Origin of the sequence: Bacillus sp. 522_BSPC (assembly GCF_001076885.1) — a bacterium.
Taxonomy (GTDB): domain Bacteria; phylum Bacillota; class Bacilli; order Bacillales; family Cytobacillaceae; genus Niallia; species Niallia hominis.
On sequence record NZ_JVDT01000205.1, the window covers coordinates 1 to 13,644 of the forward strand.

General features: G+C 36.0%; 11 protein-coding genes and 4 pseudogenes. 5 read left to right on the plus strand and 10 right to left on the minus strand.

The features are described from left to right. Positions 1-176 precede the first annotated feature (176 nt). From ADJ83_RS26065 to ADJ83_RS17160, 4 genes and pseudogenes are all read right to left on the minus strand, one after another. Complete coding sequence (locus ADJ83_RS26065; RefSeq protein WP_031538345.1) at positions 177-713, minus strand: DUF3888 domain-containing protein; 537 nt, start codon at positions 711-713, stop codon at positions 177-179. 55 nt (positions 714-768) lie between these two features. After that, a pseudogene (locus tag ADJ83_RS25005) lies at positions 769-1,026 on the minus strand (cell wall hydrolase); the annotation flags it as partial. A gap of 18 nt (positions 1,027-1,044) precedes the next feature. Further along, positions 1,045-1,935 carry a manganese catalase family protein gene (locus ADJ83_RS17155; RefSeq protein ID WP_031538344.1) on the minus strand — a complete coding sequence of 297 codons (891 nt, stop codon included), beginning with the start codon at positions 1,933-1,935 and terminating at the stop codon, positions 1,045-1,047. Between the two features lie 24 nt (positions 1,936-1,959). Next, positions 1,960-2,169, minus strand: coding sequence for a YuzF family protein (locus tag ADJ83_RS17160; protein WP_031538343.1), 210 nt, complete (start codon positions 2,167-2,169; stop codon positions 1,960-1,962). Positions 2,170-2,907: 738 nt separating this feature from the next. Between ADJ83_RS17160 and ADJ83_RS26315 the strand changes: the two genes are divergently transcribed. Further along, the gene (locus tag ADJ83_RS26315; protein WP_031538341.1) at positions 2,908-3,240 is read left to right on the plus strand and encodes a DnaB-like helicase N-terminal domain-containing protein; all 333 of its coding nucleotides are present in this window, start codon (positions 2,908-2,910) and stop codon (positions 3,238-3,240) included. Here the strand turns inward: ADJ83_RS26315 and ADJ83_RS25015 are convergent. Beyond that, a pseudogene (locus ADJ83_RS25015) lies at positions 3,197-3,331 on the minus strand (transposase domain-containing protein); the annotation flags it as partial. The gene ADJ83_RS26315 and the pseudogene ADJ83_RS25015 overlap by 44 nt on opposite strands. Before the next feature lie 22 nt (positions 3,332-3,353). On the opposite strand from ADJ83_RS25015, the pseudogene ADJ83_RS25020 reads away from it, so the two are divergent. Beyond that, positions 3,354-3,572, plus strand: a pseudogene (locus ADJ83_RS25020) (IS66 family transposase); the annotation flags it as partial. Between the two features lie 244 nt (positions 3,573-3,816). Then, positions 3,817-5,625: an IS1182 family transposase gene (locus tag ADJ83_RS17175; RefSeq protein WP_051640979.1), complete on the plus strand. Its 1,809-nt coding sequence runs from the start codon at positions 3,817-3,819 to the stop codon at positions 5,623-5,625. A gap of 156 nt (positions 5,626-5,781) precedes the next feature. Here ADJ83_RS17175 and ADJ83_RS17180 read toward each other — a convergent pair whose 3' ends face one another. The 5 genes and pseudogenes from ADJ83_RS17180 to hxlA all read right to left on the minus strand — a co-directional run bounded on the left by ADJ83_RS17180 (position 5,782) and on the right by hxlA (position 12,425). Next, positions 5,782-6,222: an Hsp20/alpha crystallin family protein gene (locus tag ADJ83_RS17180; RefSeq protein WP_031538339.1), complete on the minus strand. Its 441-nt coding sequence runs from the start codon at positions 6,220-6,222 to the stop codon at positions 5,782-5,784. A gap of 354 nt (positions 6,223-6,576) precedes the next feature. Beyond that, positions 6,577-9,025 (minus strand): annotated as a pseudogene (locus tag ADJ83_RS17190) (Tn3 family transposase); the annotation flags it as partial. Between the two features lie 856 nt (positions 9,026-9,881). Continuing rightward, on the minus strand, positions 9,882-10,868 hold the full coding sequence (locus ADJ83_RS17195) for a Gfo/Idh/MocA family protein (protein WP_031538338.1): 987 nt from the start codon (positions 10,866-10,868) through the stop codon (positions 9,882-9,884). A gap of 358 nt (positions 10,869-11,226) precedes the next feature. Then, positions 11,227-11,784, minus strand: a complete 558-nt coding sequence (gene hxlB, locus ADJ83_RS17200) for a 6-phospho-3-hexuloisomerase (protein ID WP_031538337.1) — start codon at positions 11,782-11,784, stop codon at positions 11,227-11,229. Positions 11,785-11,792: 8 nt separating this feature from the next. Continuing rightward, positions 11,793-12,425 (minus strand): 3-hexulose-6-phosphate synthase, encoded by a 633-nt coding sequence (hxlA, locus tag ADJ83_RS17205; RefSeq protein WP_031538336.1) that lies wholly within the window; start codon positions 12,423-12,425, stop codon positions 11,793-11,795. A 203-nt stretch (positions 12,426-12,628) separates the two neighbouring features. On the opposite strand from hxlA, the gene ADJ83_RS17210 reads away from it, so the two are divergent. Both ADJ83_RS17210 and ADJ83_RS25705 read left to right on the plus strand, forming a co-directional pair. Beyond that, the gene (locus ADJ83_RS17210; RefSeq protein ID WP_031538335.1) at positions 12,629-12,994 is read left to right on the plus strand and encodes a winged helix-turn-helix transcriptional regulator; all 366 of its coding nucleotides are present in this window, start codon (positions 12,629-12,631) and stop codon (positions 12,992-12,994) included. A gap of 474 nt (positions 12,995-13,468) precedes the next feature. Further along, on the plus strand, positions 13,469-13,633 hold the full coding sequence (locus ADJ83_RS25705; protein ID WP_155986760.1) for a hypothetical protein: 165 nt from the start codon (positions 13,469-13,471) through the stop codon (positions 13,631-13,633). Positions 13,634-13,644 lie beyond the last annotated feature (11 nt).

Below are 13,644 nucleotides of genomic sequence, written 5' to 3' on the forward strand. Positions count from 1 at the left end.
AGTAACTAAAGCCTAATTTTTCACTTATAACACCGAGAAATTAGACTTTTTATATTTTGATATCCTTAACGTTGTAAATCCGCATTTTCCTGACGCTACCCCTATATGAAGCTACCAATCCTGTAGACGATTACATCACAGAAAAAGAAATACAGAAAGTAAAATAGTTTTGGGAATTAAGGGCCTGACCCCCATCGTACTAAAGCGTTAGCGCACTGGGGGTCAGGCCCTGCTTTTCTATATGAATTTATTCTTAAAACTAGTAGAAAAGATGACGGTGTATAAAGAGGAAAAAGTGATTGTAACTTTTCTAGATGGAACAGAAGTTGAGTGCCAGATTGATAAATAAGAAATGGGCTTGGAAATATCAATACCTCCAAGCCAAAATTGCTTTCCCCATTAATCAAGTGCTGTGTAGTTAAGTAGGTTGATGTTTTTAGTGTATTCAATGGTATCTTTCCGATATTCGATACATCTTTGTGTTCATAGTTTATCACTTCGAAACTTTGAATCCTTAAAGTGATTGTATCAAATCCATATGGTGGATTATGTGCTCCTTCAAACGTAGTAATTTGGACCGTTACATCATAATAATCATCCCGTATATTTTGGGTAATATCAATAATTCCTCCATCATGATAGAAAAGCTTTGGTTTTCCATAAAATGTTTTTGTGGCATTAAGGATTTCTTTTTTATTAAGGGGTACCCCCATACATAACTTGTTCATTTGTAAGTGTAAATTTATTTAAAGATTATATATTAACCTATTATGTTCGATAAACATCGGGGCAGGATGATTCTGTAGGAGAGTAAAAACAGTGTGATTTATAGCGCCCAGCATTCCATTGATTATACCATTGTGCAGGGCAACTACCTTCTGGTTTAAAGAACCATAATGAGTATGTCGCTGGATGAAATCGTTCTCCTTTAATTAGTCTCCTTGCTAACCTAATTTCTGTTTCTCTAGCTTCTTGGTAAAAATATCCTCTTATAGTTGCTTCAAATCCTCCAGGTCGTTGAAAAACTTTCCTACAAAAAATCTATTATAAATTTTCCATTAGACGTTTTTTGATTAATTCATAATCGTCCCTAGTAATACCAGGAGCAAATTCTTCAGGTAACTCCTCTAAGTTTGGAATTGGTCCGCCTTCAGGAGTACCAATTTTCACTTCAAGTGGTTGCCCATTTTCCGGATTTGTTCCTTTCCAAATCATTCCGATATCCCTGTATTCTGTTTCGCTCCATGTGAATAGCACATTGCTTAAGCCTTTTTCTATGAACGGTCTGGCATAATCAAATTTTGAGTTATCAAGATTTGGAACTGGAAGCATTTTCGTCAAGTCTACCCCTGTAGCAATTTCGATTGCTTTCGCATAGGCGAGGATATGTGTTCCTCCACGAACAAGTAAATACCCAATCATGGTTCTAGCAACTGGGTTATCAGTCATCTCATAAACTCTCATTTTATGTGTACGTGCACCAATCTCTAGAAAAAAGTTATGTGTTAAATCTAAAACCAGATTTCCACTATTAAAAACATTATCACCAGTCCAAGGTCTTCCCATTGAATCACCTGGTATAGCCGTTTGAGCTGTAGAAATAAAATGGTGGGTGTTTCTCGCATCCTTCCCATTTTGAAGTGGAGTGATATCCGGATTCCCTGGAAAAGTATTACCTACCGATAACAAATTAATCGTATTAGAAACAAGTTCTACATGACCAAATTCTTCTGCTGTAATGCTTGCCACTAACTCATAGAATGGTTTTAGCTTTTTTTTATTTCTGAAGTTAAAAGACTGAAACATATAGTTATTTAAGGTAGACATCTCCCCAAACTTGCCACCCAAGAGTTCTTGTACTGCTGCTGCAGCATTCATATCGCCGTGTGCGGGTATAGGAAGTTCAATTGCCAATTTATTTATTCTTTTAAACATTATTTCCCCTCCACTTCCTTTTTGTTAACCAGGAAAAACCCAAATAATTTGCTGGGTACGAATAAAAAAGGGAGTTCCGTTAGATTCGACAACAATGTGATCTGGCAATACATTTTTCAAGGAGCCACGAACGCTACCTCTTATGGTTTGAACAGTAACAATTTTACCAACAATGGTTGTTAATGTCTGATAAACATATGGATCATAAAAGCTTAACAGGTTGTTGTTTGTCATTTAGATCCTCCTATTCTAAAGTCATTCTTACTGAGTATATGTTTCTCGATATGAAAAAAGACTGAAAAACAACTGTTCAATTTGACTCTTGTTGTTAAATACTATCCTGAAAATAATAAACGGCAATAGCACATTTTTTGCAATACGAAACTAGGCCTAGCAATACCTAATTTTTTAAACTGGACCTAGGAATGACTAATCTAATCCTTTTATGTACGAATTTATACTATGGCTCGCATACGCCGATGTAATTGACAATAAAATTGAAAAGATAAAGCAAGGGCTTGTAGAGTTCAAGAATAAACTTTATGGCACAGGTAATGCCATTCAAAGTATAACGAAAACTCTTGACAAACTATTTCAACGTCAGGACGAACTGTTTCAACGTCAAGACAATATTATCAAGCTACTGGAAGTTGTGTATAACAATTTATAATTATATGGAACACCAGTAAATCTCGGGCCTATTTCAAAAATTAGAAGTCATTAAGCCGCACTCGAAAGATGGACAAAGATATATTGAAGTTGTATTTATTTATCGCTTTGAAAAATCTGTTGAAACATGTGCCGATATGATTAATTGCGACAGGAGCACCTAATTGGTATGTAAATAAATTAGCAGCAGAGTTAAGCAACAAAGGTGATGACAAACTATTCAAAACCTTATCATTACTTATTCCAGAGGAAGAATTAAAACCAGAATTAAAGAGTATAAAGGGTGGCTATAAAGATATTGATGTGGTCACTGTTTCCGAACAACTAAATCAAAAAGGGATACTGGAGGATGTGGGCGGCGTAACCTATCTTACTCAATTAGCTGGCTCAGTACCAACTACAGCGAATACCATTTATTATTGTGATTTGGTAAAATCGAAATCCTTGCGTAGGCGAGGAATTGAAGCAGCAAAAAATATAAGATATTTATCGGAGGTACAGGAATTTGAATATGACGAGACATTTTTGACAGAAGTAGAAAATCAGGCTTTAAAAATCCGATCAATGGCGTTCTCATTACTCGCATCTCATTGGGAAGCTTCTCGAAAATGTACATCAAGTATTGATAAGGATTAAGCCCATTTTCTTTGGCTGTTTCTACAATACTATAAGTCACAGCACTAGCCTTCGCTCCTTTCGGAGTGTTTGCAAAAATCCAGTTTTTCCTTTTATGTACTTAAACACATAAAAGAAAAAACTGGCTCTTTTCCGTCAGTGAAGTTGGTGCAAAAGCCAACGCCATCTGTTTAAGTATCGCAGAAATGGCAAAAGCAAACGGAGTGGATTTCTATCGTTATCTCTTGAAGTTACTGACAGATTTTCCGAATCTTGATATCTATCCACATTCGGAAATTTTAAATCAATATATGCCTTGGTCAAAAATGATTCAAGCAGAATGTGGCAGATAAAATGAAATCACCGTATATCTGATTAAAAAAATCATGATATACGGTGATTTATGATGCGTACGGTTAAGGTATGCTTATTTTTTATAGTTTGGGCTTACAAAAGAAAAGGGGTTGTCCGAAAAGTGAGTAAAAGCTAATTTTTCGGACCCCTTTTTTTATCTTTTTTCTAAAAAAATGCACAAAAAAAACATCCTTTTTAGTAAAATGAAGTTACCACACAACATTAAAAGAAAGGATGATTTTTTTGTGCAATCAAATGATTACTACTGAAAATTATAACACGCAAATGACATTACTTCCAGTTCTAGAAGGGAATGAGATGGAGAAAAAAAACAATAAAAGGCAATTATCCCCAACGTTCAAACCTTACAACAACCGTCAAATCCAAGCAATTTTTGATTTAGAATCCTTCATTCCAGCTCATCATGTGGCCCGTGTGATAGATGAAATGGTAGAGGCTGTTTCGGACAAAATTCTATTCTCCCATTATAAAGGTGGAGGACGAAGCTCTTATCATCCTAAAATGATGCTTAAAATCATTCTATTTGGCTATTCTCAAAAAATTTATTCTTGCCGTGGGATCGAAAAGCTGATTACAGAAAACATCCCAGCGATGTGGCTAGCTGCGATGCAACAACCTGATTTCCGTACCATTAATGAGTTTAGAGGAGTACGGTTGAATGTTTTGATAGACGAGCTATTTGAAGTGATGATTCTAAAACTAATAGAAGAAAACTACATCACAATGGAAAACTACTTTTTGGATGGGACCAAAATCGAGGCCAATGCCAATAAGTATACTTTTGTATGGAAGAAATCAACCGAGAAATTTGAAGCTAAATTAAAAGAAAAAATTCAAGAAACCCTTCAACATATTCAGGAACTAACCCAATTGGAAGCTGGTATGATCCAAGGAGAAGTTCTTCTCAACGAAGACCACACGATACCTACTCTAGAAAGTGTAGCGGAGAAACTCGAGGAGAAAGTAGAAACGTTAACAGAGGAAATCGAAATAGAATCTTGTACACACATCCGTAAAGAAAAGCGAAAAGAACGTAGTACATTAAAGAAGTCAGTGAAGTTAATCCGACAGGATTTCATCGAGCGACTTGCCAAATATAAGGAACAGAACGAAATCTTTGGCGAACGAAACAGTTATTCAAAAACGGACAAAGATGGCACCTTTATGCGAATGAAAGAAGATCCTATGAAAAACGGTCAGCTAAAACCAGGATACAATGTTCAAATGGGGACAGAAAATCAATTTATCCTATTCTACTCGATTCATCAACGCCCAACTGACACACGTTGTTTTATTCCACATATGGAAAAGCTCGCCTCTACATCATTACCGATGCCTAAAACCGTCATTGCCGATGCAGGTTACGGAAGCGAAGAAAATTATGTTTATGCGGTAGGAGAAGAAAAAGAGCTACGTTTTGATTTTCTTATTCCTTATGGTTCCTACCTCCATGAACAAACACGTAAATTCAAAAATGATATCAAAAACGCTAAAAACTGGACTTATATGGAACAAGACGATTATTTTATTTGCCCAAATGGAAGGAAGGTTCTCTTTAAAAAATATCAAACCAAAAAAAATCGCTACGGTTATGAACAAAGTTTCAAAATCTATGAATGCGAAGACTGTACAGATTGTCCCTTGAAGGCCCAGTGCACAAAAGCCAAGGGAAATCGGCAAATTCACTGGAATACGATTTTTGAAGAAATGAAAACCAAAGCGAAAACAGCCCTTGAATGTGAAGAGAAGACCGCAATCTACGCTCGACGGAAAATCGAAGTAGAAAGTGCGTTTGGTCATATTAAGGGCAATCGGTCGTTCCGCAGGTTTTCGTTGCGGGGGCTCGATAAGGTTCATGCCGAGTTTGGGATTGTGGCATTGGCCCACAACCTATTGAAAGTAGCGGGCATCCGCCAGCTACTTTCAAAAATAAAACAACAGAATAGAAAAGCAAGAGGAGAAAAACGAGCCTTTTTCTCCTCTTGCCTTATTTTAGGGACTTTTCGGACAGCCCCTGGTAGGAATTTTTAATATTATTAGTCAGCTCATTTAAAATAATTTTTTTCTTTGCCTGAGGTAAATGGCAGCTTAAAATTAGCAAATCAACTAGGTCAGGTTGTTCCTCAGCAATTTCCTGTAAGTAATCCCTGCCAAACTCTTTCATAACAGGTAGCAAACTGCTCATTTTTAATGGAAATCCACATCAATTCTCTTTTTATTTGTTTGAGTTTGTTTAGGCATGATAACTTCTAGTACACCATCCTTATAAGAAGCCTTTATACCTTCCTCAGAAACAGGAGTTGGTAGTGTAATAGCTCTGTGAAAGCTACCTGTGTATCTTTCTCTCCTATGCATATTCTCTTCTTTAATCTCATTAGTTCTGTTAATTGAGCCACTAATTCTCAATACATTATTTTCAATATCAATGTTTACATCTTCTTTACTCTGTAAGCCTGGAATGTCACAAGTTGCTACTACCTCTTTATCTGTTTCATGAACATCCACTCTTATATTCCCCAATTGATTCATTTCATTGTCTAAATGAAAAGGGAAATCATTGAATAATCTGTCAAAATCTCTCCTAATGTTAGTTAATTGTCTAAATGGATCATAAGGTATTAATGCCATTTGTATCATCTCCTTAGTTATTTTTAACAAATATATTTTTCCCATTTACTATGTAATTATTCATTTAAGGGATAAGCTGAGTCAGTTTTAGAAAAGCATCCTATTACAGAAAAAGGAGAGCCTAATTAGCTCTCCTCAGTGTCATTAGTTTTAACCTCATATCCAAAAAGCTGTGACCTTTCTTTAGACCCAAGATGGGATTCTAACTCGAGAAAGCCTCCTTTAGCTGTTATTGAAGACAATGCAGCGAACGTTACTTCTTTATATAAATCCTCATTTGGGGGTAGCGTCAGGAAAATGCGAATTTACAACGCTAAGCCCATTTTCAAGACGATTCCCCCAGTTTTAACAACGTTAAGAAAGTTTCAATGGTCTTAAAGAATCTAACGAGACCATTTTCTCCGAATTAAAATGGTATTCTCCAAGTAAATTAATATGTTCCCAACCTAGAGGTGACATATGGTGCAATAATTCTTCATTAAAACTACCTGACCGTTTTTGATATTCAACTGCCTTTGTTAGATGTAAAGTATTCCAGATACTGATGGCATTGATAATGATGTTTAAGGCACTGGCCCTTTGCAATTGATGCTGTATGGTTCGTTCCCTAAGCTCGCCTTGTTTTCCGAAGAAAATAGCTCTTGCCAGTCCATTCATGGCTTCTCCTTTATTCAATCCTTTTTGTATTTTTCTTCTTAATGATTCATCCGAAATATAATTCAAAATAAAGATCGTTTTTTCTATTCGGCCCATCTCACGTAAGGCTGTAGCCAAGCTGTTTTGTCTTGAATAAGAACCTAATTTCCCCATAATAAGGGATGCTGAAACTGTTCCTTCCCTTATAGAATGAGCTAATCGCAAAACATCCTCATAATTCTCTTTAATGACCTTTGTATTTATTTGTCCACGTAAAATGACTTCTAATTTTGGATACTCACTTGCCTTATCTATTGTAAATAATTTCGAGTCTGATAAATCTCGTATTCTTGGAGCAAATTTAAATCCTAATAAATGGGTCAGTCCGAATATTTGGTCTGTGTAACCAGCCGTGTCTGTATAATGCTCTACTATATTTAGATCCGTCTCATGGTGTAACAAACCATCCAAAACATGAATCGCATCCATTGAATTAGTATGAATAATCTTTGTGTAATAAGAAGAAAATTGATCACTTGTAAAACGATAGATGGTGGCTCCTTTTCTAGTTCCATAATGTGGGTTTGCATCTGCATGTAGCGATGAAACGCCTATCTGCATTCTCATACCATCGGACGAGGATGTTGTACCGTCTCCCCAATAAGAAGACAATTGCAATTTGTGATGAAAATTTACTAATACGGCTTGGGCTTTATTCATTGCATCTTCATACATGCGCCATTGTGATACATTGGCCAATTGCTTATATGTAAGTCCGGGTGTTGCTTCAGCCATTTTGCTTAAACCAATATTCATTCCCATTCCTAAAAGAGCAGCCATAATAATAATTGTTTCTTCTTTATCCGGTTTTCGATTATTGGAAGCATGAATAAATTGCTCATGAAATCCTGTTATATAAGCAATATCCATCAGTAAATCGGTTAATTTTATTCTTGGTAGCATCTGATACAGGCTTGCACTAAATTTTTTTGCTTCTTCTGGAACATCTTTTTCTAAGCGTGCAATTGACAGCTTTCCTTTTTCAAGAGAAACCCCGTCTAACTTGTTGGAATTGGTAGCTAACCACTTTAACCTTTAGGCTGCTGGTTCTCTCCGTCATATAATCCTCGAATGATAAACTAACTGATAATCTTGTATTCTCCTTCGTTTGATTCCATGTATCTTCTGAAAACAAATATTCTTCAAAGTCTCTATATTGTCTGCTGCCAACAATGGAAACATCTCCTGCCCTAACATGCTCCCGAAGTTCTGTTAAAACAGCCATTTCATAGTAATGACGATTGATTGTTGTACCATCATCCTCGTATAAATGCTTTTTCCAACGTTTTGAAATAAAATCCACAGGTGAGTCATTAGGCACTTTTCGCTTTCCGGATTCGTTCATTCCACGGATAATCTCAACAGCTTGTAAAAGTGGTTCATTTGCTTTTGTAGAATGAAATTCCAATACCCTTAATAGCGTTGGCGTATATTTTCTAAGTGAATAAAATCGTTTTTGCAGTAAGTCTAAATAATCATAGTCGGCAGGGCGTGCAAGCTCCTGAGCTTCTTCGACCGAAGAGACAAAAGAATTCCATTCGATAACGGATTCTAAAACCTCAAAAACGTCTAATTTTTCCTTTTTTGCTTTGATTAAAGCTTGTCCGATGTTCGTAAAGTGTATAACTTTCTCATTCAGCTTTTTACCGTTTTGTTTCTGAATTTCCTCTTGAGCCTTACGGCCTTTTGATAACAGACTAAGTATTTGTCTATCATGAATTTCAAAAGCTTTATCCGTTAACTCTTGAGTAAGATGTAATAAATAGACGGTTAATATCGAATATCGCTTATTTTCTTGAAAGTCACGGAATGCATATGGCTCATATCTTGAGCCTAAGCGAGATAGTTGTAACAGGCGATTGCGATGCAAATGACTAATTTGTACCGTTTCTAATTCCATTCCTCGTATGTATTCGAGTCGTTCTATTACTTTTAGAAATGTTTCGGGTGAAGGATGACCCGGCGGTTCCTTTAACCAACCCAATATCGTTTTATTGGATTCGGATGGATGCTGCGAAGTAATGATCTCTTCAAGCTTTCCTTTTTGTTCATTTGTAAGAGATTGACTAACAGTATTAAACAGTTTCTTTTCAGCCATTGCCCTTGCTGTCACTTTAGGAGGTAATTTGCGCTTATTTTAAGTGCTATTTTGCACATCTGTTCATTTACAATCAAGTTGTTGAATCTTAATACTTTAAACACAGATAACACCGTTCTAAATGTAGAACGGTGTTAAAAAATAGTTGTTTAACTTTCTTCATCCTGTACCCATTTATCTCAAAATAAATAACAATAAAGTCGTTTAAAAACAAAGAGTTCTTCCACTATTTCGCCCGATTTGTTGAATAGATTTTTCATTATACATAACAAGAAATAATGCGTAGTAGACACAAGAAGCGCTACTGATCGGCGGCGCTTCGGACACAAAATGTTCAGTAAAAAAACCGACGAGATTGCCGGCTTCTACAAAATTAATGATCATTCATAAAATATAAAAATCAAACTGCATAATTTTGTTCGTCGGCTGAAGCTTGTGTAAATGCACCTTTAAGGGGTACGACCGAGGTACTTGTAAAAAAGGGTCATAGCATGGATTTTTTTTACATTTACAACCCTTTTTACTCTGTAGGGTAGGGTGGGGTCAGAAAAGTGCGGTTGTTGGTAGGATCCTAATAGGGGTAGTGTCATTGTTGCTACTCCTATTAAGGAATACTTAAACTAAATCACAAATTAAAGAAGAAACACATCTTAAAAAATGAGCATTGAACCTTTGCATAATAAGCAAAAGTCCTTTAAAATTTGTTAGCCGGGTAGAAAATGCTATAATGCTCTTATAAAAAAGAATGGATGCAAAATAGTTTAGGTAAGTTCTAAAACGATTTCTTTTATTCTTCGACAAACAGGCCAGATTCGTAATTTCTCAAGAGAATAATACAAGTCGCTGTAGGGGTTTTTGTGTTTTTTCACTTATGATCACTTTGATATACAAGACCTATTTCATCTCTCACTTTATCCAACACTTGTATCGTGGTGTATGAATTTTTATATGAGTTAGTATCAGACTCTGTTTTTCCTCGGTTGATTAATTCAATAAATTCTTTCACTTCGTAATACATAGCTGGATGAGATTGGTCGACTGTTAATTGTTCAACCGTGCCGTCAGTGTAGTGAATTTCTACTTTTTCAGCCGTATGAATCTTATCAATCATGATACTTCCTTTTTCGCCTTGAATTTCGCTTGGTAAATAAGAGTTCGTTATTTTGGAATACATCACAATCGCATCTTTATCATCATATTTTAAGATGACGCTACCTTCACCATCCACACCCGAATCAAGCATAATGCCAGTTGCCTTCACTTCTTTTGGTTCACCAAATAATGTAATAAGTGGATACAAACAATAGACACCAAGGTCCATTAATGAACCGTTCGCAAACTCTGGATTGAAGGCATTAAGGACAATTCCTTCTTTGTATTTATCATAACGAGATGAATACTGACAATAGCTTGCAAAGTATCTACGGATAGGACCAATTTTATGTAAATTATCTTGAATGACCTTGAAGTTTGGAAGTAATGTTGATTTCATTGCTTCCATTAATAGGGCGTTATGATCTTTTGAGGCTTGAATCATCCTCGCTACTTCGGTTGCATTAACAGCCAGTGGCTTTTCACATAACACATGTTTGCCATTTTGCAAAAATAAAATAGCTTGTTCTGCGTGATATGAATTGGGAGTAGCAATGTACACCGCGTCAATTTCTTGACTAACTGCCATTTCTTTTAGGTTTGTAAATATTTTTGTTACTCCATATTTACTTGCAAATTCTTCTGCTCTACTAATCGTGCGAGAATAAACAGCAGTTAGTTTAAAATCTTCTACATCATTTGCTGCTTCAAGTAATCTTTCTGTAATCCAATTAGTACCGATTACGCCGAATCGAACCATTTATTCAACCTCATTCCTTTGTTTTATAAAACGAAGAGTTTTGTTTACTACACTTATGAAGCGTTTTTCATCGCCAATAGGATTTTATTTTCCCATAAAAAAACTTATATAGACATGGGGCCTACCAGTGAAATATTGGTGATAACCCAAATAGGGCTCATACTGTGAGTGATGGCTAAATTCTTGGCTGTGCCCCACCCAATAATGATCTCTGATCCGGCCATAGAAGGGACTGAATCAGAGGCTATTTTTTCTTTCCTGTATGGACTGTGTTATTTGTAATATGCAGTAAAGACCGCAATTCATAAAAGAAATAAATGCGGTCTTTACGATGTTTCCATATTTTTTAAAGTGTACTCTATTCGAGATTGGCATGTTTGCCGTACATTTTAGTAGAGTCTAAGCCTTTTTTTTCCATAAAACGCAAGATCAATGCATCATAAAATAATAACATCGTTTGCTCAAAAAGTGACCCCATTGGTTGTATGGTCTTGTATTCACTTTCAGATTGATCTTTCGGTGATCCAGGCAATTTAATGATAATATCAGCTAATTTTCCAATCGTGGAGTCAGGGGAAATCGTTACAGCTGCGACCGTCCCACCTAAACTTTTTGCTTTTTCAGCGATTGAAACCAAGGTTTTCGTTTCACCTGAACCTGAACCGATGATCAACAAATCACCTTTTTCTAAATTTGCTGTTACAGTTTCACCGACTACATAAGCATCGATCCCCATGTGCATCATTCTCATCACGAAAGATTTGCCCATAAATCCAGATCTGCCCGCACCTGCAACAAAGATTTTTTTGGATTCCAGAATCTTATTAACCAACTTCTCTGCTTCTTCGTCAGAGATTAAGTCGACTGTCCGACTTAATTCTTGAACGACTTCAGCTAAATATTGAGTAGTTTTCATAGTTATAATTAACCTTGTTTAATTAATTCTTGCATTTTAGCTGCAACTGCTTTTTTATCGTCTTTGCTTGTGATACCGCCACCTACGATGACAAGATCTGGTTGTACTTTAATCACATCTGGAAGTGTTTCTAATTTGATTCCGCCTGCAATAGCAGTTTTCGCATTTTTTACAACGCTCTTAATGGTTGCAAGGTCTTCGAAAGAATTTTTTCCTACAGCTTGAAGGTCATAACCTGTGTGAACGCAGATATAATCTACTCCTAGTTCATCCAGTTCTTTCGCACGACCTTCAATGTCTTTAACTGCGATCATATCAGCAAGGATTTGTTTACCTTGTTTTTTTGCTTCTTCTACAGCACCTTTAATGGACTCGTCTTCAGCTGTACCAAGAATGGTGATGATGTCAGCGCCTGCTGCAGATGCTTGGCTAACTTCATATCCAGCTGCATCCATGATTTTAAGGTCAGCTAATACAGTTAAGTTAGGGAAGGCAGCTTTCACTTCCTTTACTGCTTTAAGGCCTTCATTAATCACAACCGGCGTGCCGATTTCTACAACATCTATATGATTTTCTACTTCTTTCACCAATTCAATGGCTCCTGGAATATCTACAAGATCTAATGCTAATTGTAATTTCATTTATTACTCGCTCCTTATATAATAGTATATTGTGCCGTATAGCTTTCTTTTGCACAGTGTTATTGTATCCAATTGATAGCTATTTACTAACGGTATGATACTCAGTATACTGGGTATGTTACTAAATTAAAAGTATGCACTTTTTTATCATATAGTAACAAAAAGTATACTATGGGACATAATAAGGGTTGGAGGTGAAATGAATGCCGAATCTTGGGGAAAAAGTGTTTAATTGTGAAAAAGAATTGACTCTTTCGATTATTGGTGGAAAATGGAAAATGTTGGTATTGTGGCATCTAGGAAAAGAAGGAACCAAACGTTTTGGTGAACTAAAGGCCCTCATGCCGGGTATCACTCAAAGAATGCTTGTTAATCAATTGCGCGAACTTGAAGACCATTTGATTGTTCATCGTGAAGTCTATCCTGTCGTTCCACCAAAAGTTGAATACTCACTCACTGAGTATGGAAGAAGTCTGATGCCTATTCTGGATGCTATGTATGACTGGGGTAAAGATTATATTGAGAATGTATTGGAAAAAGAAACAGAAAACAAATCGTCTATTCAGTAGAAAAAAGTGTTTCTCCTAGGGGTTCGAAAAAGTGTAAAAAAGTTCATATACTAACAAACCACGGTTAGCTATCTTAATAAAGATGCTGTCCGTGTTTTTTTATATCTCTACGTATTTAAAAGGTTGAAAAAACACAACATTTAAACACAACATTTAATAAAAGAATCAGTTACTAAAAAGCCAAGGGCAGCGAATCTTGTATAATCGCTGTCCTTGGCTTTTCACTCTTGGTATTGGATTCAAGTTTATAGTATTATTTTTAACACTATGTTATACCAATGTATCTATATGTTAATAAAGTGCGTACTTTCAAAAATATAACATACGTAATATACTGATTTTGCTCAAGTAATAGCGAGCTTAAAGAATACTACCAAACCTTAAGGGAATACTGCTACAAGCATGGTGAGATGAAGTGAAACTTCATTTAATAATTTATACATGTTGTTGCTTTTTACGAAAGGAGAGATCCGCATGGAAAGGTTCAAAACTAAGCAGCGAAAAGTTTGTGAAAGATGTCTAATCATCACCATAAATAATGAAACCTGTCCAAAATGTGGACATTCTCAATTAAGAGATATCATTATTACCGGACAAGCTGGGAGAAATAAACGAAACTTACATCCAAAAGTAGGATAACGCAATAGCGA

Excerpts from the sequence above, each read along its gene's own strand:
- ADJ83_RS25705 (WP_155986760.1), top strand. The coding sequence starts at position 13,469 with ATGGAAAGGTTCAAAACTAAGCAGCGAAAAGTTTGTGAAAGATGTCTA.
- ADJ83_RS17210 (WP_031538335.1), top strand. The coding sequence starts at position 12,629 with ATGCCGAATCTTGGGGAAAAAGTGTTTAATTGTGAAAAAGAATTGACT.
- ADJ83_RS17180 (WP_031538339.1), bottom strand. The coding sequence starts at position 6,222 with ATGGCATTAATACCTTATGATCCATTTAGACAATTAACTAACATTAGG.
- hxlB (WP_031538337.1), bottom strand. The coding sequence starts at position 11,784 with ATGAAAACTACTCAATATTTAGCTGAAGTCGTTCAAGAATTAAGTCGG.
- hxlA (WP_031538336.1), bottom strand. The coding sequence starts at position 12,425 with ATGAAATTACAATTAGCATTAGATCTTGTAGATATTCCAGGAGCCATT.
- ADJ83_RS17160 (WP_031538343.1), bottom strand. The coding sequence starts at position 2,169 with ATGACAAACAACAACCTGTTAAGCTTTTATGATCCATATGTTTATCAG.
- ADJ83_RS26065 (WP_031538345.1), bottom strand. The coding sequence starts at position 713 with ATGGGGGTACCCCTTAATAAAAAAGAAATCCTTAATGCCACAAAAACA.
- ADJ83_RS17155 (WP_031538344.1), bottom strand. The coding sequence starts at position 1,935 with ATGTTTAAAAGAATAAATAAATTGGCAATTGAACTTCCTATACCCGCA.
- ADJ83_RS17195 (WP_031538338.1), bottom strand. The coding sequence starts at position 10,868 with ATGGTTCGATTCGGCGTAATCGGTACTAATTGGATTACAGAAAGATTA.